General features: G+C 44.5%; 27 protein-coding genes and 2 pseudogenes. 7 read left to right on the top strand and 22 right to left on the bottom strand.

Annotation, left to right across the window (positions count from 1 at the left end; genetic code table 11):
• Window positions 1-217 precede the first annotated feature (217 nt).
• Window positions 218-1,459, top strand: coding sequence for a nucleotidyltransferase (locus tag KI362_RS07670; protein ID WP_301626140.1), 1,242 nt, complete (start codon window positions 218-220; stop codon window positions 1,457-1,459).
• 50 nt (window positions 1,460-1,509) lie between these two features.
• Here the strand turns inward: KI362_RS07670 and KI362_RS07665 are convergent, their stop codons facing one another.
• The gene (locus tag KI362_RS07665) at window positions 1,510-2,535 is read right to left on the bottom strand and encodes a SepM family pheromone-processing serine protease (RefSeq protein WP_301626139.1); all 1,026 of its coding nucleotides are present in this window, start codon (window positions 2,533-2,535) and stop codon (window positions 1,510-1,512) included.
• Window positions 2,536-2,675: 140 nt separating this feature from the next.
• Between KI362_RS07665 and KI362_RS07660 the strand changes: the two genes are divergently transcribed.
• A complete protein-coding gene (locus KI362_RS07660; protein WP_301626138.1) occupies window positions 2,676-3,893 on the top strand; it encodes a nucleoside recognition domain-containing protein in 1,218 nt (405 codons plus the stop codon).
• Between the two features lie 18 nt (window positions 3,894-3,911).
• Here the strand turns inward: KI362_RS07660 and coaD are convergent, their stop codons facing one another.
• The 4 genes from coaD to KI362_RS07640 form a co-directional block, all read right to left on the bottom strand.
• On the bottom strand, window positions 3,912-4,424 hold the full coding sequence (coaD, locus tag KI362_RS07655; RefSeq protein ID WP_374705632.1) for a pantetheine-phosphate adenylyltransferase: 513 nt from the start codon (window positions 4,422-4,424) through the stop codon (window positions 3,912-3,914).
• Window positions 4,421-5,014 (bottom strand): 16S rRNA (guanine(966)-N(2))-methyltransferase RsmD, encoded by a 594-nt coding sequence (gene rsmD / locus KI362_RS07650; RefSeq protein WP_301626136.1) that lies wholly within the window; start codon window positions 5,012-5,014, stop codon window positions 4,421-4,423. Before rsmD ends, coaD begins: the two co-directional genes overlap by 4 nt.
• A gap of 372 nt (window positions 5,015-5,386) precedes the next feature.
• Window positions 5,387-5,623, bottom strand: coding sequence for a helix-turn-helix domain-containing protein (locus tag KI362_RS07645; protein ID WP_301626134.1), 237 nt, complete (start codon window positions 5,621-5,623; stop codon window positions 5,387-5,389).
• Between the two features lie 381 nt (window positions 5,624-6,004).
• Window positions 6,005-6,145: a hypothetical protein gene (locus tag KI362_RS07640; protein WP_301626132.1), complete on the bottom strand. Its 141-nt coding sequence runs from the start codon at window positions 6,143-6,145 to the stop codon at window positions 6,005-6,007.
• 174 nt (window positions 6,146-6,319) lie between these two features.
• Between KI362_RS07640 and KI362_RS07635 the strand changes: the two genes are divergently transcribed.
• Window positions 6,320-6,898 carry a hypothetical protein gene (locus tag KI362_RS07635; RefSeq protein ID WP_301626130.1) on the top strand — a complete coding sequence of 193 codons (579 nt, stop codon included), beginning with the start codon at window positions 6,320-6,322 and terminating at the stop codon, window positions 6,896-6,898.
• A gap of 93 nt (window positions 6,899-6,991) precedes the next feature.
• On the opposite strand, the gene KI362_RS07630 is transcribed toward KI362_RS07635, so the two are convergent.
• From KI362_RS07630 to KI362_RS07575, 12 genes and pseudogenes are all read right to left on the bottom strand, one after another.
• A complete protein-coding gene (locus KI362_RS07630) occupies window positions 6,992-7,258 on the bottom strand; it encodes a hypothetical protein (RefSeq protein WP_301626129.1) in 267 nt (88 codons plus the stop codon).
• 16 nt (window positions 7,259-7,274) lie between these two features.
• The gene (locus KI362_RS07625; RefSeq protein ID WP_301626128.1) at window positions 7,275-7,718 is read right to left on the bottom strand and encodes a hypothetical protein; all 444 of its coding nucleotides are present in this window, start codon (window positions 7,716-7,718) and stop codon (window positions 7,275-7,277) included.
• Window positions 7,719-7,954: 236 nt separating this feature from the next.
• Window positions 7,955-8,452, bottom strand: a complete 498-nt coding sequence (locus KI362_RS07620) for a hypothetical protein (protein ID WP_301626127.1) — start codon at window positions 8,450-8,452, stop codon at window positions 7,955-7,957.
• Between the two features lie 110 nt (window positions 8,453-8,562).
• A complete protein-coding gene (locus KI362_RS07615) occupies window positions 8,563-8,967 on the bottom strand; it encodes a YxiG family protein (RefSeq protein ID WP_301626126.1) in 405 nt (134 codons plus the stop codon).
• Window positions 8,968-9,249: 282 nt separating this feature from the next.
• On the bottom strand, window positions 9,250-9,609 hold the full coding sequence (locus KI362_RS07610) for a DUF7674 family protein (RefSeq protein ID WP_301626125.1): 360 nt from the start codon (window positions 9,607-9,609) through the stop codon (window positions 9,250-9,252).
• Window positions 9,610-9,620: 11 nt separating this feature from the next.
• Window positions 9,621-10,184 (bottom strand): hypothetical protein, encoded by a 564-nt coding sequence (locus KI362_RS07605; RefSeq protein ID WP_301626123.1) that lies wholly within the window; start codon window positions 10,182-10,184, stop codon window positions 9,621-9,623.
• Window positions 10,124-10,558 carry an RHS repeat-associated core domain-containing protein gene (locus KI362_RS07600; protein WP_374705631.1) on the bottom strand — a complete coding sequence of 145 codons (435 nt, stop codon included), beginning with the start codon at window positions 10,556-10,558 and terminating at the stop codon, window positions 10,124-10,126. The genes KI362_RS07605 and KI362_RS07600 overlap by 61 nt, the downstream gene beginning before the upstream one ends.
• 396 nt (window positions 10,559-10,954) lie before the next feature.
• A complete protein-coding gene (locus KI362_RS07595) occupies window positions 10,955-11,161 on the bottom strand; it encodes a hypothetical protein (protein ID WP_301626121.1) in 207 nt (68 codons plus the stop codon).
• A gap of 204 nt (window positions 11,162-11,365) precedes the next feature.
• On the bottom strand, window positions 11,366-11,518 hold the full coding sequence (locus tag KI362_RS07590) for a hypothetical protein (protein WP_301626119.1): 153 nt from the start codon (window positions 11,516-11,518) through the stop codon (window positions 11,366-11,368).
• 20 nt (window positions 11,519-11,538) lie between these two features.
• Window positions 11,539-11,778: a hypothetical protein gene (locus KI362_RS07585; protein ID WP_301626117.1), complete on the bottom strand. Its 240-nt coding sequence runs from the start codon at window positions 11,776-11,778 to the stop codon at window positions 11,539-11,541.
• Between the two features lie 474 nt (window positions 11,779-12,252).
• Window positions 12,253-12,894 carry a hypothetical protein gene (locus KI362_RS07580; RefSeq protein ID WP_301626116.1) on the bottom strand — a complete coding sequence of 214 codons (642 nt, stop codon included), beginning with the start codon at window positions 12,892-12,894 and terminating at the stop codon, window positions 12,253-12,255.
• A 110-nt stretch (window positions 12,895-13,004) separates the two neighbouring features.
• Window positions 13,005-13,427, bottom strand: a pseudogene (locus tag KI362_RS07575) (IS5/IS1182 family transposase); the annotation flags it as partial.
• A 207-nt stretch (window positions 13,428-13,634) separates the two neighbouring features.
• Between KI362_RS07575 and KI362_RS07570 the strand changes: the two are divergent.
• Window positions 13,635-14,477 (top strand): hypothetical protein, encoded by an 843-nt coding sequence (locus KI362_RS07570; RefSeq protein WP_301626115.1) that lies wholly within the window; start codon window positions 13,635-13,637, stop codon window positions 14,475-14,477.
• Between the two features lie 195 nt (window positions 14,478-14,672).
• On the opposite strand, the gene KI362_RS07565 is transcribed toward KI362_RS07570, so the two are convergent.
• Genes KI362_RS07565 through KI362_RS07555 form a run of 3 tightly spaced genes read right to left on the bottom strand, consistent with a single transcriptional unit; the run spans window position 14,673 to window position 17,245 of the window.
• The gene (locus tag KI362_RS07565; RefSeq protein ID WP_301626114.1) at window positions 14,673-15,377 is read right to left on the bottom strand and encodes a hypothetical protein; all 705 of its coding nucleotides are present in this window, start codon (window positions 15,375-15,377) and stop codon (window positions 14,673-14,675) included.
• Window positions 15,378-15,398: 21 nt separating this feature from the next.
• Complete coding sequence (locus tag KI362_RS07560) at window positions 15,399-16,337, bottom strand: ABC transporter permease (RefSeq protein WP_301626113.1); 939 nt, start codon at window positions 16,335-16,337, stop codon at window positions 15,399-15,401.
• Window positions 16,334-17,245: an ABC transporter ATP-binding protein gene (locus tag KI362_RS07555; protein ID WP_081671662.1), complete on the bottom strand. Its 912-nt coding sequence runs from the start codon at window positions 17,243-17,245 to the stop codon at window positions 16,334-16,336. The genes KI362_RS07560 and KI362_RS07555 overlap by 4 nt, the downstream gene beginning before the upstream one ends.
• Window positions 17,246-17,449: 204 nt before the next feature.
• Here KI362_RS07555 and KI362_RS07550 point away from each other — a divergent pair, with 204 nt between their 5' ends.
• A complete protein-coding gene (locus tag KI362_RS07550) occupies window positions 17,450-19,246 on the top strand; it encodes a helix-turn-helix transcriptional regulator (protein WP_301626111.1) in 1,797 nt (598 codons plus the stop codon).
• Window positions 19,247-19,413: 167 nt separating this feature from the next.
• Here KI362_RS07550 and KI362_RS07545 read toward each other — a convergent pair whose 3' ends face one another.
• Together KI362_RS07545 and KI362_RS07540 are read right to left on the bottom strand one after the other, a co-directional pair.
• On the bottom strand, window positions 19,414-20,445 hold the full coding sequence (locus KI362_RS07545) for an alpha/beta fold hydrolase (RefSeq protein WP_374705630.1): 1,032 nt from the start codon (window positions 20,443-20,445) through the stop codon (window positions 19,414-19,416).
• Window positions 20,446-20,549: 104 nt separating this feature from the next.
• Window positions 20,550-21,158: a TetR/AcrR family transcriptional regulator gene (locus KI362_RS07540; protein WP_301626110.1), complete on the bottom strand. Its 609-nt coding sequence runs from the start codon at window positions 21,156-21,158 to the stop codon at window positions 20,550-20,552.
• A 386-nt stretch (window positions 21,159-21,544) separates the two neighbouring features.
• Here KI362_RS07540 and KI362_RS07535 point away from each other — a divergent pair.
• Both KI362_RS07535 and KI362_RS07530 read left to right on the top strand, forming a co-directional pair.
• A pseudogene (locus KI362_RS07535) lies at window positions 21,545-23,166 on the top strand (spore germination protein).
• Window positions 23,138-24,358: a Ger(x)C family spore germination protein gene (locus KI362_RS07530; RefSeq protein ID WP_301626109.1), complete on the top strand. Its 1,221-nt coding sequence runs from the start codon at window positions 23,138-23,140 to the stop codon at window positions 24,356-24,358. Before KI362_RS07535 ends, KI362_RS07530 begins: the two are co-directional and overlap by 29 nt.
• Window positions 24,359-24,362 lie beyond the last annotated feature (4 nt).

Raw genomic sequence — 24,362 nt, 5'->3', positions numbered from 1 at the left:
CCGTGACTTTCCGACAAAAACCATTCCTATGGTATATTCTATACTTAAGAGTGTAGGCAGAACCTACATGAGCGAAATGCTTCCAAAGGAAGCATACCTCGTAAGCATCCGCTTGGACTTCTAGGGTGAACGTAAGATTCGATGTCGAATCAACCTCTTGAAAACACTTCGTGATCAAAAGTTGACTTTTGAACTACCTCTAAAGGGTGATGAATGCATGAAAACCGTTGGATTAATCGTCGAATACAACCCGCTACATAATGGGCATGCCTATCACTTCGCCGAAGCAAAGCGGCTGTCGGGGGCGGATACCGCGGTCGCCGTCATGAGCGGCAACTTCCTGCAGCGCGGCGAGCCGGCCATCGTCGACAAGTGGGCTCGTGCAGAGATGGCGCTCGCGCTCGGCGTCGATCTTGTGCTGGAGCTGCCGGTCGCCTATGCGTTGCAGCCGGCGGAATGGTTCGCCTATGGCGCCGCCGCGCTGCTCGACGCCACCGGCGTCGTGACGCATCTGTGCTTCGGCAGCGAAGCGGGGGCGCTCGAGACACTGCAGCCGCTCGCAGAGCGGCTGGCGGACGAGAGCGCCGACATGAAGGCGGCGGTAGCCGAGGAGCTTGCCTCCGGGGCGAGCTATCCCGCCGCCTACGCAGCCGCAGCCGAGCGCACCTGCGCCGGCGCGGGCCTGCATGCCGCCGCAGCGCGCGAGCTGTTGATGCAGCCCAACAATAGTCTGGGGCTGCATTACCTGATCGCGCTGCGGCGGCTGCAGAGCGGCATAGCGCCGCTTACGGTGCGGCGCTATGCCGCGGGGTACCATGATGCCGCGCCGCAGGCTGCGGACATCGCCAGCGCTACCGCCGTGCGGTCACTGCTGTCGGGCGTCGGCCTCGCGGCCGCAGCGCCCTACATGCCGCCGAGCACGGCGCAAATCCTGGCCCGCGAATTCGCCGCGGGCCGCGGGCCGGTCAGCTGGGAGAGCTTCGCGCCCCAGCTGTTCCACCAGCTGCTGCTGGCTTCGCCCCAGCAGCTCTCCGGTCTGTATGACATGACCGAAGGACTTGAATACCGCTTCAAGCAAGCTCTCCCCAAGCTAACCTCGCCGAGCGTGGAGCAGTTGCTCGATCAGATCAAGACCAAGCGCTATACCCGCACCAAGCTCCAGCGCACTCTTGCTCATATTCTTTTGCAGCATGACCGGAGCAAGCTTTCGGAGTCCTCTCTGTCTGCCGGACCTGAATACCTGCGCGTGTTGGGCTTCAATGATGCAGGCCGGGAGCTGCTTCGTAAAATGAAGAAAACTGCCCTGCTGCCTGTGCTGACCAGGGTCGCAGGAATGAGCGGAGACCAGCTAGAGCTTGATCTGCAAGCGGCTGCCGTATATGCCAACAGCTATAGTCCCCGAACTACAGAAGGCTTGCTGAGAGAATACCGTCAGCCGCCAATCCGCCCCAGTCTTTAATTATTGGTGACTGCGGGGCATGAGGGGCGGCTGTTCGGCCCCAGTCACCCTTATGCCGCTGGCTCCAAACCATCCAGATAATCCAGCGCATCCTGTACTGATTTAACCGGCACGAGCTTCATCTCGCTTTTAATCTCGTCGGCCTTGGTCTTTGCCTCTTTATAATTGCCCTCCGGGACGAAAAAAATATCCGCATCCTGCCGATCCGAGGCAACAATTTTAAACTTTACGCCTCCGATCGGGCCGACGGCACCATCCTCAGACATCGTTCCGGTACCGGCGATCCGGTAGCCTTTACTCAGATCGCCAGGGGTTAGCTGATTATAGATCTCCAGTGTAAACATGAGCCCGGCGGAAGGGCCGCCGATTCGAGTATCTGCGAACTGAACCTCTTTATCCGCATCCTTCGGCTCAATTTTCCGAACCTCGCCCACCGTCACGCCCAAGCCGGCTCTGATATTGCCATCTTCCTCGCTAATCTTCACCAGTTCGACCTTCTGGGTAGCTATTTTACCGCCCCGATCATACGTAAGCTCCACCTGATCACCCGGAGCCATCCCCTTCAGAAGACCTGACAAATCCTCGAATTTGCCGATCGGACTGCCATTAATCTCCTTGAGAATATCACCCGGATGAAAGTCGCCCTTCGGTGTAATCGCATCAGAAAATCCGACGATGAATACATATTCGGGAACCACCTCATATTCGATTCCGGCTTGTCGGTACGCGGACATAATCGCACTGGATTGGGAAGTGCTCATGTAGTATCTTTGCTGGGTTTGATACTCTTCGTCATTTCTGTCGGGCTCCTTGCGAACAATCTCAGCATGAGGCTTGAATTGAGCCGATAAAAGCAGCGCCAAATTAGCATAGCTCACGGATACCGTAGTCAGCATAAAGGTGCCTTGCTCCTCTGTATCTCCTCCGATGATCGTAACCATCGGCTTCACTTCCTCCGCCGTGCCCGGCTGGTTCACCATATAAGGAGTGGGCATATAGACCACCACATAGACCAGAATAGCTATAGAAATTACATATAAGCCCGCCTTGATTACGGGCGATCGGGTTCTGCGCATTTCCTGTCCTCCTCTGTTACTACGCTTGCTGTTGAAGAGTCATGCTTGCCCCAGCTTCAGCATATATTCGGTATAGCTAAGACTTGTACTTGTTAGATTATCACAACGACCCATTACGAGAGCCAAGGAAGGTGAATGCCTTGCCCAGCAATTCCTCAACGGCCGGCCGTCTCAGCTCTACGCTAGTGTTCGGGCTGGCCGCCGTCATTCTTGTGATCTGTATCGTATACGCCCCCAGTGAAGCCTTCAAGGCCTCCGGTCAAGGATTGGCAATCTGGTGGCGCATCGTCTTTCCTGCATTGCTTCCTTTTCTCGTGCTGACCGAAATTGTCCTTGCAAGCGGATTTGCACGAGGTCTTGGCGTGCTCCTGGAGCCATTCACCCGCCGTATCCTCGGTTTGCCCGGCTTGGCAGGCTATGTGATCCCCTTAGGGTTGATCGCTGGATTTCCGGCGGCCGCGACAGCTTCGGCTTCTTTATATCAGCAAGGAAAAATAACCTCTAAAGAAGCGGAACGAATGGCCGCCGCGGCTCATTTCGGAAGCCCGATGCTGTTGACCGTCGTCATTGGCACGGGCTTCATCGGCTCACCCGCACTTGGCCTCCTGCTTCTAGGGATCCATTGGCTCGCAGGGCTCGGCGCAGCAGCGACTCTGAGGAGCAGCGGAACCAGTCCCGGCAGCTCCAACAGGTTCCCTTCTTCCTCCAAGCCTTCCGAAAACAAAGGAATCCTGCATCTTGTCTTCTCGGAAATGAGACGGGCGCAAGAGGAGGACGGGCGCAGCTTCGGAAAGCTTCTAGGGGATGCCGTAAGTAAAAGCGTTCAGACCTTAATGAACATCGGCGGTTACATGCTGATATTTGCCGTCGTCATTCATGTCTTAACCCGCGCATGGCCCTCTTTCTTGCCACAAGCCCTGGTGTCGGGCTTGTTGGAGCTTCATTTAGGGGCCTATACCGCAGCAAAAATGGCCCTTCCGCCATCCGTACTTGCTGCATGGATTTCCGCAATGCTGGGCTGGGGAGGGCTTTGTGCGCTGCTTCAGGTTCGCTCGATTCTATATCCCGCGGGAATCGGCATCCGCAGCTTTATTCTCTACCGAATGATCCATGCGGCCTATGCCTGTCTGCTCGCCCTGGTGCTATGGAAACCGCTGCTGCGCTGGTTCCCCGGCACACTGCCGGCCGCCTCAGGGATTAATACCGCTTCCGTTGATCCTGACATCACGAGCTATACGCCCCTGCCAACCTGGGAGCAAATAGCCGGTATGCTCCAGCTTCAATCGTTGCTGCTAGCCGCCATACTGGCAGGAAGCATCTGCATAGCTCTTTGGCTCCGCAGGCTCAGAATCCGCTGATTTCATGAATGACAGGCTTCAGCCTTGCGGCTTCTGATATTTCGCTATTAATGCCTGCTCAACCTCGGACGGCACCAGATCCGACACATCTCCGTTGAAGCAGGCAATTTCTTTTACCACGCTGGAACTAAGATAAGAATACTTCGGGTTGGTCATCATGAAGATCGTCTCGACCTCACTGTTCAACTTATGATTGGTCGAAGCCAGCTGAAGCTCGTATTCAAAATCGGTTACAGAACGGATTCCGCGAACAATGACATGCGCCTGCTTGTAGTCCATGTAATTGACCAGCAGATCACGGAAGCTATCGATCTCCACATTCGGCAGATGGCTCGTCGAAGCGGCTAGCAGTTCCTTGCGTTCCTCCACCGTGAACAACGGCTTCTTGCTCAAATTATTCAGTACGGCCACGATCAACTTGTCAAACTGGCGGGAAGCCCGCTGGATAATATCCATGTGGCCCTTCGTCACAGGATCAAAGCTCCCAGGGTACACCGCAACCCTCGGTGTTGGAAAAGGTTGTTCCATCATTCTCCTCCTTGTCCGGCATCTTGCCGGACCGTGTCTTCTTTTTCAAAGCTGTAAATGGAGACGGCAGTTTCACCATATAGTGCTTTGCGCAGCTCGATAAAAGAACCCGGTCTTTCCGGATATGTATAGGAAGATTCATATTCAAGCACTATTGTTGCGCCGGTATTCAACAGATTCAGGCTGTCCATCGTATCCATTAGCTTGTCTCCATGCTTCAATCGGTATGGCGGATCCAGAAAGACAAGATCGAACGAAGCACCGCGCTTGGCAAGCGCCTTTAGCGCCCGCTCCGCATCATTCTTGTACACCTCTGCCTGCTGCTCAAAGCCGGTTGCCTTTAAATTGGCGCGGATCACCTCGATGCTGTTGTACTCCAAATCAACGAATACAGCCTTGTCCATCCCCCGGCTCAACGCTTCAATTCCCAAGCCGCCGCTTCCAGCGAACAGATCCAATGCCTGCCCTCCGTCAAAATAAGGCCCAATCATGCTGAACAGAGCCTCCTTGACTTTATCTGTAGTCGGCCTTGTTCCCATGCCGGGAACCGACTTCAACGTTCTCCCGCGGGCTTGACCTGATATTACTCTCATTGTCTGCACACCTTCTTTGCTGAAATGCCTGTCGATATCGTACCACAATCACATAAGGATTGAAAAATGCAATCCACACAAGTTTTTCATCACACTATGTATAATTCTGGCTGGAAGGGACACAATGGAGCTATCGACATCACAAATGTCGTAGACAACCGCGGAGAAGACTTACGTTTCCCCATAAGCTCTTCGTCCGGTTTCTCCTCTCCCATGATGGGGCTCTCGAAAGAGAGCCCCGCTTTTTTATTATAACAGTTTATTTAGCCCGTATTAGATAAGGCCTTTAGGACTGATACAGAGCAGTATTAAACAATATAACATAAGCCCTCTTGATGAGTTGGGGACCAAATCCCCAATAAAAGAACTCATTTATCTTCGATTCACATTACCTTGCACTTGCTCTTTTATCATCATCTCCAGGTCAGCCTGCCTAAAAAATATCCGACTGCCGATACGAAAGAATGGAATTTTCTTTTTTCGTACCATTTCGTAAATCATCCAAGTGGAGACCCTTAAAAAAGCTGCCGCTTTTTTAACATCAAGAGTCTTATGTTCTGTTGATACATTTTGTTGTTTCAATATTTGAGCTAACTGCGAAAAAATCACTGGAAGATCGTACTATTATTAGCTAACGTTCTCGAAAATTCAAACTCACGTTTGTCACTAAAACTCATTGGACACTTCCTCCTTCAAAATAGAAATAGACCTGTGAATAACAATCACAGGCCATCAATTCATGGTATTCCACGGAATAAATTATCGTCTAGGCTAGTTTATTATGGTATAGTGCGTCACCTAACTAATAAGTTTTATTAATCTGGCAACTTTATTCACAAATGCCAGGTATACTTGTTTATTCAGCAATTAGTACTCGATGTCCATTCGTAACTTTTGAAATTCTCTATTTCCTAAGCAACCTTAGGCATCCTATTCCTTACAGGACATGTGTTTTGCCCTATGGATATACCCCTCTGCTTTTTCTAATAATTAATCATTATCTTTTGCCTTTTTGTCGTCATGGTCAGGTATTTGATTGAGACCTCTTATTGTTAAACTATACACATATATTGCCAATCCTATTCCCCCAATAAAAAGAAAAAATTTCCCTATTCCCCACAAGATCTCCATAACTCATTCCCCTTAAGTGATATTGGAGTGCAAAATGAAGTGATGTATTTATATTATGACAATATGAAGAAATAATCCACAAAAACACCACATTTTTTCCAATATTCCATAAGAAGGAATTTAAAATGTGTATGTCGAACTATACAATATACCAAAAAAGGGAGGTTTTTTATAATGATTAAAAAGTTACTCTGCACATCGTTATCATTACTTTTTCTTTTTGCTCTTGCTATTCCTGCCTATGCGAGTCCTAAAACTTTAAGCTTTCATGACCTAACCATTGACCAACAAGCTACTTATAACGAGTACCTAACTAAAGGTTACGATGTAAGTATTTCTCAAAATGAAGAAGGACTTGTTGTTATTTCAGGATCAAAGAAGCTTAGTAAAGCAATAACTATATTAGCAGAAATAGAAGATGTTACATTTATTGTTGATCAAAGTGTGTACTTAGGAAACTATAAAGTAGCAACTGTTGAAGGTAGTCTTACTGCTAAGATAACAAATTATTCAAGCGCTACCATAACTTCTTATCCATTAACACTTAAAGCATACGGCGTTTATCTTGGATGCACCTTCACAACACCAACGTATAATAACACGACAGGAAGCGGATATGCTAAATTAGTCCAGTCGTTTAATGGGACTGTTCAATCCCCAAGTGGTGGAGCCCTATCTGGTGCTACTTTCCCAGTAAATATGAATTACACAGTTACAGCAAGCACTGGAACACTAACTATCTCGCAATCTTAATATATTCAGACCCACTTAGAGCTATTATCTGAGTGGGTTTAACTATTTTTCAGTTTACCATTTGCATATTCATTTACCTGCAAAATGTGTTTTTCAGGAGTTAATTATTTCGTTACGCATCTTACAAATTAATTCGTCTTCATCCATAGTTATAGGATATAAATCGCCATCTTCAAAAAGATTCTTGTTAGCTTCGTCATAACTATCGGCATATTCAATAACGTAAGACTTTAGCTTGTTAATAAAGGTTAATTTGAGATACTTTCCTTCGGATTCATAAACAACAGAATTATTGATTACCTCCCTCTTGAAGTTTAGTTCCTTAAATAGCAAAATAATTTTATTTTCAATTGTCTCCATGTCTCACCTCTACTTTTTATTCTAAAAGATTTCCGTCAATATCAAATCTCCGTGTTCCAGTACTACCTGAAGATATTTTATAGTATGGTACATCCCCATGATAACTACTTCCCGGATGATATTGTAGTATTCTGTCACCTCCCCAATTAACTTTGAAGCCTCCACCTTCTTCAAAAGGCACTCCTGTATAATTTCGACTCTTATTTAGTGGTGATGGCTTATACCCATTATCATTTAGGTACTTATAAAGCTCTTCTGGTTTAACCCCTTTCAACTTACTTGTGTCATTCAAGATGTCATCTAATCCTTTAATATTATTTAGGGAATTCCCTGTTCCCTTACCCATAACCTTAACTTTAAACCATTTTCCCGCTTTTTGAATTAAGCTTGCACCCTCATCCGCTGCCTTTAGACTTGCCTTCTCGGCTTGTGCTACGGGAACCACTGAGATTACTAACAATCCAGCCTTTGCAAAATGTTCAACAGTATACGGCCTATTATCAAGACATCTACATAATCACTTAGCTCGCCCATTGTGTAAAGATCTACTATTTTGTAAGCACCGTCACCAATCTTTTTCCTTACTGACTTGGGAGTTCCCCGACAACTCCAGCCCCGTGCATATGCGTAAACTCACTTGGATCCACTTGCCAAAAAAACTTAAGGGGATATAACGTCTCCTTAAGTTTTTAGGTGCTATCTCAAAATTCGTTCAACAGCACTCTCTAAATCAATCGCTTCCTGACAAATCACTAGTAAGCAACTATCATCATCGGATGCAGGCTCAAAACCAATTCTGATTTTCGGAATATCATATTTGTCTTTTAGAACTAAGAGAGTTTCCACTATTTTCTTAGCTTTCAGCTTTATTTCAGTTCCCTCACCTCCTAATAACTCTCTTTCTGAAAAATTAAAAGTAATATCCCCTACATCTTTATCAAAGGAAAATATTATCAGAACATTATTTATGCTACATCCTATTTCTACTTGGTTCAGAAATACATTTCCCGTTCCTAATGGTGAGAGTATTTCCTTTAAATTCTTCACTTGATAAAATTCAATATCATCTCCACTGTTCTTATCAAAGAAATGAGATGACTTCGCTTCTAATGAACTAATCTTAAGTTCTTCAAACACTAGCTTGTTTAACATGTCTTTTCGAAAGTCCTCTAGAATAATTTCAAGGTTGTCCAAACTATCGACTCCTTTTATTGGTCAGTAAACAGTCACCACCAAAGAAAAACCTTGAAAGACACGAAGCCAATCAAGGTTTTAGTCTATTTTTCTAATTGCAGTTTGATCTTCTAAGCATCAAAAATAACACCATTGATGGCAATTTTTTTAGCCTCAATGAAAAGCAATGAACTCCATATTTCTAATGCAAAATTAGCAGATGAAAAGTATTGGCTAACCCAATTGTTCGTCATTGATCTAATAGTTATATCCCCAATACCAGTTTCAAAGTAATCAATAGACGTTAATTCTAAGTAATCACCTTCTTCAACCTGAATATTCTCAAGTCTATTTTCACCGCTCTTTTTAATAAAGTAATGTGCAGAGATTTCATAAAAAATCACTTCGAAATTACTAAGGACCCCGTTTTCAATCACCCGAATTTTCAAAGCGATCGAACTATTCAGTAAGTCTATTTTTAGGTTTTCGATTGTCCCTGCCCATAATTTATTTAATTGTAACTTCAATTCATTCAATCACTTCCCAGTATAAGAATTTACAATGTCTGTGATTTGCTTCAAGAAGTCGTCCGTCATATCAATATGCGTCCGTCCTTTATCGTTAGTCAGTTTTCCATCCAACGTAAAGGAGCCTTTTCCCGTCAATACTTACCCTAAAATAAGGTTGTGTCCTGCCACCCGAACCCTCATTCATAATTCGTACTACAATAGGTTTTTTACCATTAGGAATTTCAACTTTCCAACCATTTTTCAATGCAGGGCTTAGGCAATCAAGGTTTCGTGAATAAAGGCATAGGGTTATCTGCCCCAACCCTTTTCTACCTCGTCGGATATTTTTTTTGTTTCATTTCCCATGTATCTTCTTGCTTCTTCTAAAATCGTCGGGTCGTCACCTAGTTGTTCAAGCACTGTTACCGCTAATATTTCATGAACTTTCTCGTCCGAACAAATAGCCATCTCCTCAAGAAAATTGAAAACATTCTTTGCTATTTGTTCGTCGTTACCTTCACGCAACAATCTAATGATGTAGGGATTTACAACATCACCGAAAACGATATGTGGTAATATCTCATCCCACCATTCTAACTCTTTTTCATATAGCGGAGTGACCTCAGGTATTACCTTGAGCATTTTTTGAACAACGTTATTATAATCCATACTTAGTCACCTTACTTTCCGGAGAGAGCAGCTTTCAAATCTTGGAGTAACGCCTCAGCTAATGCTTTATCTTGAGTGCTAAGCTGTTCCTTTTTTAGTATATTCTCTAAGTTCTTTACTCTCTCTTGACCTTTTTGCAAATGACTTTTCCCTCCAACAAGTTGACCCGTATTCAACTCATGCCTGATTGCATCCATCGTACTTCCATTTCCAACAGTAGCATTTGGACGATATAGTTGGTTTATTGCATTTTGAAGCTTTTGGTTTTCGGCAATAGGTTTAACCGTTAAATCAATCTTCCCCTTACCCATAACCTTAACTTTAAACCATTTTCCCGCTTTTTGAATTAAGCTTGCACCCTCATCCGCTGCCTTTAGACTTGCCTTCTCGGCTTGTGCTATGGGAACCACTGAGAGTACTAATAACCCAGCTTTTGTAAAGTGTTCAACAGTATACGGTCTATTTATTGAGACATCTACATAGTCACTTAGATCGCCCATTGTGTAAAGATCTACTATCTGGTAAGCACCGTCACCAATCTTTTTCCATACTGACTTGGGAGTATCTCCACCCACTCCTGTCGGTAGCCTGAAGGGTCCACATATTTTAGAGGGCTATTACTCACATACGAATACCGATTCAAACTCAACGGATTATCAAGACTGCCTTGATAAGGATCCTTGGAAACAAATCTTCCCGCATTCGGATCATACCAACGTGCACGCAGGTATTGCAGATCCGTGGTGCTGTCCCAATACTCGCCCGAATAGCGGAATATGTTCGGTACGGTCTCTTCTTCAGTTTCCGGGTTTCCCCAAATATCGTAGGTGTAGGCGTTGAGTTGCTGTCCTTGACTGTCGGTCAGACCCACAACATCCCCGTGACCATTAAGCTGGTAATATTGCACCTGACTGCTGCTGTGATCTACGCATCCCAGTCCAGTCCCCAACAGGCAAGTCGATACATCTCCAGTTGCTTAAATATCTCGAACTAATCGTGATGGTAGCTAGGTGCCACTTCACAATTCTAGTTCACTGAGGTGCAGTTCCATTGGTTTCTGCTAGGCTCCAAGTGTTACTTCCATCTGCACTCGACAGATAACTCACGCTGCTCCGCCTACGCCAGCTCCGTAGGTATAAGATTGCTCCCATTTGTTGCCACTGACGTCAGTCAGCAACAAGAGTTCAGGTAAGGAGTTGGTGATATGGTAGGTAAATAACAGGAATATATACGCAAAAACAACCGTTTTAGCGAAGATAGCGGTTGTTTCTGCAATTCAAATTAATTGGTTCAACCAGTAGAAGTTATTGTTGATAAAAAGTAATTGAAAGACCTAACTCACCCATCAGCCCTTGACCCCATATTCAACAATAACATTTCTATTTGGAAAAAGTTCTTTAACTCTCCTCATCCAGTTATATAACAAGATATCTCCAAACTGCTTCAAAATTATTTCATCATCCATTGATTCGCAATCTTTCCCCAAGAAAAAATCACCAAAGCTCCAGCTATTGACCCATTGTTCTATTTGTTTTTGTCTGAGTCGAATCATAAATCTAATGACTTTAACTTATCTACTGCCTTATCTTCTTGGGTCCCAAAATAATTACTATTCGCTGAGTGGTTGAACAGTGTAGTTCCTAAGCAAGGGGGAAGCGAGTCTTCGCCTCTAACGGCCACCTATCAATACAATGAACTGGGGTAGGTAATGGCAGAGCATTACTGTCGTCGTCCACTGCAGCTTGTCCATAGCTGTTCAAATCTTCCCCCGAATAAGTGAATTCAGCAGGGTGAAGAGCAACATCTCCCAGTGGCGTAGAATAAAGGTTTTACGTTCCTTGTCCTTAAAGACAAAATCCGTAGCATGCTCGCCGATTCGCTTGCGAGCCGGGGTATAGTCCAGTTCCATTGTCCCCGAAGCCGGATGATTCAGCGCAGCAATAAGGCGAAATGCTTGACAGGCTGAAGGGTCTCCTGGTCCTTTAGTGCAGCCAGGAAATTGTTACGGGACGCGGGGTAATAGTGAAAATATTTTGTACTCCGCCCCAGCGCATCCTTCACTTCGCTCAAGATGGGTTGTTCATCATCTAATGCGGTAACATACTCCACTCTTCGCTCGGTCCCGGTTTGAGAAACGGTGATCCGTCCGGCCGCAAAAGGCAGGCACATGTCCGTCGCTATTTTGAATACTGGACAGCACCGTTGCCCCATTATGCGCTCCCGTAAAATAGCGCAATTCTACGCGGTTCCCGTAGTTATCTGTAATCAGAATAAAATGACCGGAAGTGTTGAAATAGTATTTCTAAGTTGAGCCGAAAGTAGCTTCCAGGCTGGGGATGACCATAGACCGGGAAACATAAAACTAGCCCCCATTTCTAAGACATGGGGGCTAGTTTTATGCGATACCTGATATTTATTATCAAGATTACCTACTTACAAGTAAATAGACTACAACAGCAAGAAATACAAAAGTTGCAGCAATTATAAGGACAAGCTTCTTAGCGGTTAAATGACGTTCGTCTTTGTTTGCTATTGAACGATTAATGATCTTTAAAATGGATCTGATTACTATGAAACCCGATAACGCCAACATGGTGTAAGCAATCCAAGTGGTTGATGACATATGAGATCTCCTATTTGAGTTTACTGGGGAGTGATATCAAAAACAAGAACCCAGGTCATTTCAATAAATATTCCCGTTCCATGTGCATTGTTAGACGATACTCTAGACGATACTAATGCAAAGTAAGCAGCTCCTAATCCAGGCGGGATTGCTGGGACTCCTCCAAAGTATGCAGCTACTACTGCAACTCCAGTGGCAACAGAAGCAGCGCTTGCTAGATCTGCCGCAAATCGATCAGCTTCACAACTATCCATATATCTACTATAACCCCACCAATGATGTTCAACAGCAGTAGATATACCTTCACAGGAAGCCGCAATGTTGAAATTATCGGAAGGTGTTTTAAGATTAATAATTTCCAAATTCTCTTTGGCAGCCAAGTTACCCTGTTGAATTTCTTTATTTAAATAATCAAAATAACTTTGCTGTCCTTTAATCAACTCTTTACTATGACCAGCCCGCAACGCATTTTCAGAATCTAATACAAAATATCCTTTCTCAACAGAAACATATGGACTCAGCTTTAAAATATCATCTTTCGTAAAGCTAGATTTAATCTCCTCTTGAATTATAGTGTCCTTAGTAAAATCTTGGGCAAAAGTACTGGGGACAACGGAAACAAGCATAATAACAGCCAGTAACAATACAACTAACTTTTTCACAATTCTCTTCCTTGTATTAAAATGGTTTTTTAAGGTACATTTACCTTAATTACCATTGTCGCATATGTCTTAATAATGATCAATACTTAAACGGCAATATGATGTTCTTACAAGTACGCATTTACTCGTTCGACTGCGGATCTCTTCTTAGCGAGTTCCTTTCCATGACATTGTTCCGCGTGCAGGGGCAGTGTATTTGCGAAGATCGGTCGTCGTTTTCATCTTGTATACCTTCTGGCATAGCGAATCCTGTGCCAATGAAAGTCCTCACACACTCTTTCAGACGAACGTCCTTCAATGTCTCATACTTGAGATCATAGCTATCATATCGATAGGAATGCTCTCTGACGCAAGTGGGTGCAAAATGTTCATCGAATCCTACAAGTTCAGGTTCTATCCGACGGTTGTATGCAATGACGGCATGAGCCGAGTGAACGAACTTGCTTGTAAATCGGTTCGCAATCGTATCCAGCGTCCATTGTGGCATTGTACTGGCGCTCGCTTCCTACCGCCAGATGAGGCTTTCTTCCATATATATGAGCTTAATTCGATCCCTATGAGCATCAACTGCAAATACCGCCATTGTCACTGTGTCACTATTACGGCAGAATCTGTACAATGTGTTACAATATTAAGTCTATCTCATTTCTAGAACAACACATCCTCTCTAGACAATTGACTTATGGTAAATTATTCAATATGATAGTTAAAAAGGAAAAATGTGGATGGGAGGATCTTCTTTGGAATCATCATATCTCAACGATTTAAAAATGGATTCATTAGTGGACTTGTTAAAAGCTACCTATGCATTAGAAGATTGGGATAAAATGATTGAAATTGCTGACAAGCTCTATCACTCAGCTCAAGAGTCCGAAGAGAATTTTAGAATTAAACGCAGTCATTACGAAAGGCACATCGTCTATTACATCGGGTACAGTCAGTTAATGAAGGGAATCGCACTACAAAATAAAGAACAATACAGTCAATCCAAAGAACTCATAGAAAGGTATAACGACCTTTCTTGGCTGGATGATGGGAGTAAAGAAGCCAGTGAGGAAATTGCCTTTTTCAGCATGTTTGCCAGAGCAAATATGCTCGCAGTAAATGTTCTAGAAGGGAATCTAGAGTACCTAGATCAGTATATCCAATTTCTGAGAGAATCACGAATTGATGAGTTAATGCCAGGACTACTGAATATTATTAACTCCTCATTGAGGTATGATTTTGAAATTGACGATTTATTAGATTCGTTTAGACACGAAATCGAAAGAGCTATTGAATACTATAAACATAAAAGAGCACTATACATAACAAAAGTTCTTTATAAAATGTCAATCTATTACCTCGCGCGAAATAAAAATCATGTTGCAATAGATATAATTTTACAAGGTTTGGAATTATCTGATATTCTTAATGATACAAGGGCATTTATAAAATTTACTGTCATTTTTGAGTCAACTCGAAAGAAGTGCAATGAAGATCAACAAACGCGGTATTACCAAATTATTGATCAACTTCTTAAGGAGGAATTGAGTAATGAAGAAAATGTATTTATCCGTGATGGTAGTTTTTTGCCTTGTTAGTGTAATTCTTGGGCCAATCGCATCCAACCCGCCGATAATTTCCCCATATAGTCATGGGGCGGAACATTAAATAGCTGAATTTTAAAAAAAGGCACCCATCAAAAGAAAATTGATCGGTGCCTTTTTTGTTTCAGAAAAATATTATTTTATGATACACAAAGTTCGGTCAATCAAAACCGCACATTCAGCCCTTGTTTATTTTTTGTGAACGACATTTCCATTTATTTCTCCTATGGAAACTTCACCTTTCCCCGTTTGTGTAATCGTTACATCCTTCTTTACTTGATCAATTGCCAGACTACCATCACCTACATGGATTTCTACTGCACCATCTATGCGTTCTATTGCTACATGTCCGTTCAAATTATCAATGATAACCGTCTCAGCAATATCCGTAACAGTCACATTCCCGTCTCGATTGTCAATCACCAACGAACCAGACAACCCAGAAACAAAGATATCACCATTAATATTATCTATGGATGCACTGGATTGCAGTTGATTAAGTGTAATATCACCATCACGATGCGACTTAATTTCTACATCTACCCCCTTGGGAACAGTGACTTCCAAGTCAACAGCTCCTGAGCCGGTAGCCAAAAATTGTCCTTCAAAACGGGCATCTAAATAGGCAATGTTGTGATCTGCTCTTAAATCCAGTTCGAGCTTCTTCATACTCGCCCCATTTGATCGTACGCCTGCCTCAACCTGAATATGGTCGCTACTAGTATCGCTTCTCACGCTGATTGTTCCGTTCCGATGGTCAACCACCAACTTAGCCACTTCCTGAGCCGATAATTCAAGCTGTTTGGTATCTGTTGTCTCTGCTGTCCCAGATGTGCCACAAGCTGCTAGGACAAGCAAAAGACAAACAAGACTTGCGAATTGGATTTTTTTCATGTTCTTGACTCCCTTTGAATTCTATTGTCTAACATCGCGTTTTACAAACGAAAAATAAGAAATCGAATGCAAAATTACAACATGCAATAATAGTAAAGCTACTGCCCATAACATGCTCACATCCTCAACAGAAGGATTACCGTATACAAAAGGTGTCCAATCCGTCTGAGAAAAAATAAAATACCGTGTCCAGTCCCAACCGTCCATCGCAATAGAGATCACAAATCCCGCCACCGCGATCAACATAGAAATAACAATGGAGAACGTAATGCTGCGAAATGCGGCAGATATCATAAACGCCAACGTCACTACGACAAGCAGAAAGGGAAGCTGCAGAATATACCCTGACCATAATGCCTGTAGTACCGGTATTCCCATAACTGTCTGATCTTGAACATAGAGATGGGACGAGGTCAGCCCGGCAAATCCAAAAAACACACCACCAAGCACCATGGCCACTGCTACACAGATCGTTGTTAAGAACAATGCAAATACCAGCGAGGCGATATACTTTGAACAATAAATTTGTGTCCGGCTGGCTGAACGAGTCAAAAGCAACTTGATTGTACCTGCTGCAAACTCGCCTGCCATAATTTCACCTGCAATAATGATGGCAATTAAGGATGACGCAAAAACAATATTTCGTAGTTGATCAATTGTGAAGGCCCAACCACTGACTGATGGCGGCATATTATGATCAAGATGATACTGATTGAGAAGGATTTGTTTCTCGGCTTGTATGATCTCTATAGGCAAGGCATCCAGCTGATTGGCAACTTTACTAAGTTGCCTGTTATCCTGTTCAAGCTGTACTTGCCAGTTATCTCTCACCACACCTTCCCCGGCCGAGTTTATGTTAAAAATCTGTAAGGCAACATAGAGGATGGCAATTCCCATCATTACCCATGTCCGAGTTCGTTTATAAATCTTCAAATTCTCATTTCGTATGAGTGAAATCAATGTTCTTTCCCTCCCGTCATTTCCAAAAAAGTGTCCTCCAACGTTTTTTTAGCAGCGGAAACTCCGTATACATTTACGCCAGCATCCATCAGTTTTCGACTAATCTCCGGAATTTGCGACTTATCAATCATAATCTGGACAACATTCTGTTCCGTTGTAATATCCGCACCCTTCATAAGAGTCTGCAACAATTGCATAGCCAGATCGGTTCGATCCACTTCAAAGCCTATGAGTGAGCGCTCATGACCAGAAATGTCGCCGAGCATATGGGTACCCACCAGTCTTCCCTTTTGTAACACGACAACCCGATCGCACATCATCTCCATCTCTGACATTAGATGACTGGAAACAAGAACCCCCACACCATTCTGATGGGCTAAATGCCTCAAATGATTGCGTAACTCCCTGATACCAGACGGGTCCAAACCGTTAGTGGGTTCATCAAGTACGAGCAAGGAGGGTTGGTGGACGAGCACAACAGCCAGCCCCAATCGTTGACGCATTCCCAGTGAATACGCGGCAACCTTATCCGATATACGATCAGTCAGACCAACAAGCTCAATAACTTCCTGAATTCTAGTTTTACTAACACCGGGTGTCATACGGGCAAAATGCAACAAATTATCGTAACCTGACAAGTACTTATACAAATCCGGATTTTCCACAATTACACCGACATGCCTCATCGCTTCTTTGAACATTTTTAATGTGTCTAAACCATTAATCTGTGCCTGTCCTGCCGTTCTGCTCATCAGTCCAACAATCATGCGAATTGTTGTTGTTTTTCCTGCGCCATTCGGACCAAGCAAACCTAGTATTTCCCCCTTTTCCATGCTAAATGTTACATCTTCAACAAGTGCTTTGGAGCCTATCTTTTTTGTTAATCCCACAACCTCTAATAACGGCAATGCCACCAATCCTTTCATTCATTTTTGTATTGAGCTATAATTTCCCTATCTGCATGGAAACCCGCTTTACCTGCACCACCATACATACCAAATCTCTTATCATATAATCGAGTGACAGGATGTCATATTTTGAATATGACAAACAGTCCAGGCGATATTCCAAGCACATAGCGCTTTATTTTATAAACAAGGAGTCTATATATTGTGAATTTATCTATTTTCAACCATTGGTCATGGCAGGATAAATCCCTATTCCTACTTCGTGTTCTTTGGGTCACTACCGTTCTGATCTTGATGTACCAAGATGAGGCTTCCTTTTCCTTCTGGTGGGTCTTCATACCGGTCATTTTGTGTAACCTGATTCCTTTCATGCTTTTAAAAGGCCGCTATTGGCTTTATCTGACTGCTGAGGTCGTTTTATGCGGCGGCATTTCAATACTCATGGCTTATGAATGGGGATTGACCAGGCTTTTTCTTCCATCTTTATTTACAATCGCCTTCTTCACACGCGGCTCTCGCCATGGCATATCTTTTCCAATCAGCGCTCTGCTGTTAATTGGAAGCTCCGGCGTACTTGTGAATTCGGCAGATTTTTTTCCGGTTTTTTACCAGGCCCTGTTCGATGCTGTCATTTTGTATGGCTTCAGCTTTGCCCTTCAGAAAGGAAGCCGCGGTATTGAGTCCATCCGCCATAGGCTCTCTTTGATTCGAGAACAATATGCCATTCTGGAGCAGTATTCTTCACAGATTGAACGTATGACTTTGCTTGAAGAGCGTTATCGATTAGCACGTGAATTACACGATACCATTGGTCACAACTTCACCTCATTAATTCTTGGCATGGAAGCACTGAGCAAATATATTTCCTCGCCTGAAGGAAAGACTAAGTCGGAGAAACTGATTCAACTCGCTCGCACAGGATTGGATGATATTAGGAAGCAAGTCCATCAAATGGCTTCACCTGAAGAGGCTTTGCCTCTAGATCGAACTTTAATGCAAATTATCGATTCGTTTGTAACCAACGCGGGGGTTCATGTCATTTTTCGAAGTTCCGGCGAACCGTTCCCGGTCATGATCCAAGTTAAGCTTGCTCTATCCCGATGTCTTCAAGAAGCCCTTACCAATGCAAGCCGGCATGGTCACGCAAGTAAGATTCAGGTTGTTCTGCATTATGATCTGACACATCTGATGTTACAGATCCAAGACAACGGTCAAGGAGTTGAAGAGCTTCACTTCGGCTTTGGATTGAACAGTATGAAAGAACGGCTGACTCCCTTACAAGGCCAGTTGTTTGTAGATTCCCAAGTGGATTCAGGGACAATTATTACATGTACAATTCCCAATTCGTTTGAAGCAAGCAATCAGCCCATTCATATTTTGTTAGCAGATGACCAGCCTCTGGTTCGTGAAAGCATGAGGCTTCTTCTGGGAGAAGAGAAGGATCTTGAACTTGTTGTGGTGGAAGATGGGTTGCAAGCTATCACCTACTGTGAGAAGCATCAACCTGATGTGGTACTTATGGACATTCACATGCCCAAACAAGACGGTATCGAAACAGCACGCCAGATTAAAGCCTCGTGGCCTGAAGTTCGGATAATCATGATGACCTCAATTGAAGACTCGAACATTGCTTTACAAGCGTTGCATTTAGGAGCAGAAGGATACTTACTAAAGTCAATTCATCCCAAGGAACTTGCGGCATCTATTCGCCTCATTCACGGTGGGGGAACGCTGATTTCTCAGGAAATTGCCCAGCATTTGTTTCATAATCAGTTCGACTCAGAAAAATCAAACCCATATGAGCTTACGGATCGAGAAATTCAGGTGCTTAAATACTTGGTAGAGGGCTTACGTAACAAGGAGATTGCTCTCAAACTCCACTTATCCGAAGGTACGATTCGCAACTATATTTCGTCCACTTACCTTAAACTTCAAGTTGCTAGCCGTACAGAGGCGGTTGAGAAGACAATAGCTGAGGGTTTAATCCAGTCCGTTTGTTAATTTGTGATGAGGTTGGGTTAAAAGAACTTCAATTAAAGAAAAACCCGGACTCTTTTGCGAAATTCTAATTTTGAATTCCGCAATAGTTCGGGTTTAATTTTTATTGATTCAGGAAAAGTAGCTTCGTCGATTTAGGCTACATCGATCCCTGGGCAGGATAAATGTAATTACGGCTGCGAAGGAAGCAGTTCCCGTATTGTATCTACGACCAGCTCAGGCTGATCGTGAATGATCATATGTCCGCTTGCTTCTGCTATAACTTGCTCGCTATCCGACGAAATGTCCAGCAATTGGCGCTGTCCAGTCTGCCATATCTCTTCTAGTTTGCGCCCGCCTTCTTCGGATATCCCTGCAGATACATAATCTGGTGCTATTCCCCGCGTTATAATTCGCACCGGCAGATTGCCAAGATGCTGCCCTCGAATGCTATCCTCCGTAATATAAGCAAGCCTGCCTTCTTCATCCTTCGCCTCAAAAAAAGTCGATTTGGCTATTACATTTACGAACATATCCCTGTCTTCCTTCGGAATCAGTCCTTCAAGCAGCCCGTCTTTGAAGATGCGCATAACCCCTGAACTCTTTAACAGCTTCATGGTAAAGACCGACGGATTGCCTGAAAAGTTCTCCTTCTCCAAAATGGGCTTGCTCTCGCGTTCATCATTTTCTGGACGCGCATCTACCAGTACGAGTCCCGTCACTTGATCAGGATATGTTTGAGCAAAGAGCCTCACGTACATACCGCCAAGTGAATGACCCACCATTATATATGGTCCCGGTAGCTCAGCATTCTGTAAAGCCTCATGTAATTCCTGCACAATGTTCTCCCCGCTTCGTGCACTTGGAGCCTGCTCACTCCATGCGTAACCTGCACGATCGTAAACAACAACGGTGGCATCTTCGGACAATGCATCGGGAATTCCGCGCCAAGAAAGGCTGGTTTCACCACTACCTGCTTCAAACACAATTGTTGGTGCTCCACTTCCCTTTTTAACAAGATGCAAGTTGTAACCCCCCGCGTCTATAAGTTCCCCGGGTGGCGGATACAATCGGGCTTCCTTCCTTGCCGCAACAGCTTCATACAAAAATCCAGTTCCAATGATCAGAATGCACACGCTCAACAGAACTATAAAACTCTTTTTAGTATAATGCCATATATTCTTCTTTTTACGGTTTCTCCGCTCTTTATCCTTCTTGTTCAATCTCCATGTCCCCCTCAGTCAATTCTCTTATCTCCCGCTGTGGCACTAACCATTCGATCCGAGTTCATCTTGTAGCTCATGTGATTGCACGTTAATCCCCGCCTCTAATCATCTGTTCTACTAATCAATTCATCCAGATGTTGATTCATGATCCTTTGCATCTGTTCCGGCGTCATCACAGCCGGTTGCATCATATGCTGAATGGTCAAACCATCCAAAAGCAGATGGAGCTTGACAGCTTCACTTGCTAAATCAAGCCCCCTTTTTAGTAACCGCTCGGCCGCAAGTTGTTGAAGGAGCAGCACCATCAGTTCCTGCATCGCTTTATGGACGCTTTGACTAATACTGAATAACCCATCATGATGCAGTGCCTTGACGCACAGAGACATCCAAACCTCCGCCTCTATTTTTCGCTCCTGATCGAGCGGAAGCAGACCAAACAGTAAAGACTTAGCACCTGATACACTGACTTCATCAAGTTGCTCGTTCACTTCATCAAAACGTTGTTCCACTCGTTCAATCACCAATCTCATAGCAAAACCCAGCAACTCATCTTGTGAACGAAAATAGTGCTGCAACGCTCCTGCTGAAACCCCAGCCTCTTTGGCCACTTTTCTGACAGAAACGCGCTCAATCCCCTCTTTTTGAATCAAGCGCCAAGCGGCTTCGGCAATCCTGGCCCTCTCAGCAGCATAATCAACTATTTTCGGCAAATCGTTTCGCTCCTTTCCCCGCTTGCTCGTTGTTCATTCCAAAAAAACAATTCCATAGGCAACGCAACTGTGCACAATAATGAAATACATTAAACTATATAATACAAATGTATTATATAGTACAGTTGTATTATATACAAGCGAATAATTGTCTCTTTGCACATAACTTGTATGTTTAGTGGTGGCATACTAATATCACATTGATATTTTCAAAAGATTTCTTTCTTCTTAATCAACTTTTCTAGTTGCGAACAGAACTAAAAGCCCTTTTGTTAGTTTTATTACAGCAGAGGTTATAGCCGCGCCGTATAAACTCCCTCCAAATACTCCAAACTATACAGCACAAACCTAAACTATATTATCTAGGCATTGAGGGGCTAGATCAAATGCGTTATACCGCAAAATTAATCAGACTGTTTAAAGAGCGGCAAAAGAAAAGGCGGACATCGACAGACGCTCGACAGCATGGAGAGGAGATGCTACAGCTTCTTTCCTCAAAACTACAAAAAAACCTTGCTGCTCTCAGGGCTACGTTCGAGGATAGTTCTGACCTTGTCATTCGAGAATTTTCCTTTGGAACAAATAAGGACAAAGAAGTTAAAGCCGCACTGATTTTTTTAGATGGATTGACCAACCCTACAATAATAAACGATAGCATCATCAAGCCGCTTATGCACGACAACCATCTCCTTTACGAAGAAGAAGCATCTGATCTCTCAGATTTGGATTTAATCCGGAACAGGCTCTTGTCCGTTGGAGTGGTCAAAACCATCTATACCCCTAACGAGGTCATAGAGGCCTGTCTGTCAGGTAATGCAATACTGATGACTGACGGATTTTGCCAGGCCCTTGATATCGGAGCGAAAGGCGGGGAAAAAAGAGCTGTTTCCGAGCCTGTCAGTGAAACCTCTGTTCGCGGTCCACGGGAGGGCCTTACCGAGAATTTGCGCACCAATACGGCCATGATACGCCGAAAGATAAAAGATCCTTCACTTAAAATCCGCTCTGCTGTCATCGGAGCACGGACCCATACGCAGGTAAACCTGCTTTATATAGATGGAATCGTCGATCCCGTCCTGGTAGATGAAGTGGAACGCCGTTTAAAAAAAATTGATACCGACGCATCGAGGATAACCCCTATACACCATTTCCTGTAATTTGGTGCAGTGAGAAGCCGGATGCAGTCGCGGGTAAGCTGTTGGAGGGACGGGTTGCCGTTGCCGTAGACGGCACGCCCTTTGTGATGACGATGCCTATGCTGTTTATCGAAAATTTTCAAACCGCAGAGGACTATATTTCGCGCAGCCATTATGCCACTTCAATGCGCATATTGCGCTTAATTGCATTTACTATCAGTCTGTTTGCTCCCGCGTTATATATCGCGTTCACCACCTTTCACCAGGAATTGATTCCAACCACACTGCTGTTTACAACGGCAGCATCCAGTGAAGGTATTCCTTTTCCTGCCCCAGTGGAAATGGGGATCATGATGCTGATTTTTGAGATTCTGCGGGAAGCAGGGGTTCGCATGCCCCGGCCAATCGGACAGACCATCAGTATCGTGGGTGCTCTGGTCATGGGAGAAGCTGCTGTGCAAGCCGGAATCGTAGGAGCGCCGGTAGTTATTGTCGTTGCAATCACCGCTGTGTCAAGCTTTGCTATTCCTTTTCTCATGGATGCTGTTTCGATTATAAGGTGGTTTTTGCTGATTCTTGCCTCTACGATGGGAAACCTCGGTATAACTGTAGGGGTGTTCATTTTGCTCGTCCATCTTTCTTCCCTCAGATCCTTCGGCGCCCATTATCTTGCACCGCTAGCACCATTTCAAAGAAGGGATCTAAAGGATACTGCTGTGCGTGCTCCGCTCTGGGCTATGCATACCCGCCCTCGTGCAACCAATCCGCAGGATTTGAAGCGACAAAGATCAAATCCTCCCAGAAATCCATCGAGCAGTGAAAAGGCGACTGGAGTGAGGAATCATGACAAGGAACAACAGTACGATCCGTAAGGGGGCTTTACCCCGCAGTATTACTGTTTTTGGGATCTGTGTACTGCTAGCCTCATTCCTGACCGGCTGCTGGAGTCAGCGGGAACTGAGCAAATTAGCCATTGTTGTGGGGACTGCCCTGGATATTAGCGACCAGCCAGATACCCTGAAACTGACTGCACAAGTGGTTAAAGCGGCTGAGATGGGAGCCAGTGCCGGATCCCAAAAAAGCAGCTCCGGCGGTAAGGCCTACGTGAATATGAGTTATACCGACAGAAGCGTGCTTTCTGCCGTGCGAGGAATCTCGCATATGCAAAACCGAAGATTGTACTTCTCACACAATAAGGTGCTTGTTATTAGCAGCGAGCTTGCAAAGCTAGGAATGGGTAAAGGGCTGGATACATTTACGCGGGACTATGAGTCGCGCATGAATATCCAGCTTCTGATCTCGAAAGGCAAGGCCTTCAAGATCCTGGAGGAAGAAGTCGATTTGGAAAAGGTGCCGTCCCTTCATCTTTTCGGCATGATGGAGAACCAGAAATTAAATTCTGAAACAGCAGTTGTAACGTTGCGCGATTATAATATTGCCACATTGAGCGGTTCTACCGCCCCCGTAGTTCCGATCGTCGAGATGAAGAAGGATAAGGTGAAGCTCTACGGTACAGCGGTTTTCAAAAAGGGAAAGATGATCGGCGAGCTTGATAAGTCCCAAACAAGGGGATTGCTTTGGATAACGGACAGGACCCGGGGCGGCGCGTTGACCGTGGATACAGAGTGGGGTCAGGTTGCTTTGGAGTATCTCCATTCTAATAGTAGTTTGAAGCCAGTAAGAACCAAGGACGGAGCCATTCGTATGGAACTGACCGTCAATGAGGAGGGAGCCATTCAAAGTAATGAGACCACAGAGGATCTGTCTCGTCTGGAAAACGTGGAGAAACTGAAGGAACTGATGAAAGAAGCCATCCGGTCTGATATTGAAAATGCACTAAGTCAGGCAAGATCCCTTTCCGCTGATGTGTTCGGTTTTGGCGAGATCATCCGCCGCGAATATCCGAAAGAATGGGAAAAGATGAAGAACAACTGGGATACCATGTTTCCTCAGATTGAACTTGACATTCGGGTAAATGTCAAACTGAGTTCCACGGGCGGTCTGGTCCGGCCAGTCATCCAGGAGGTGCACAGTGAAGAGCACAGGCGGAAATATATCTCCTAAAGAT

The organism is Paenibacillus apis (assembly GCF_018333295.1).
In the GTDB taxonomy this organism is placed as follows: Bacteria; Bacillota; Bacilli; order Paenibacillales; family Paenibacillaceae; genus Fontibacillus; species Fontibacillus antibioticophila.
The sequence above is the reverse complement of the archived record's forward strand: the minus strand, read 5'-3'. Positions and strand labels throughout refer to the sequence as shown.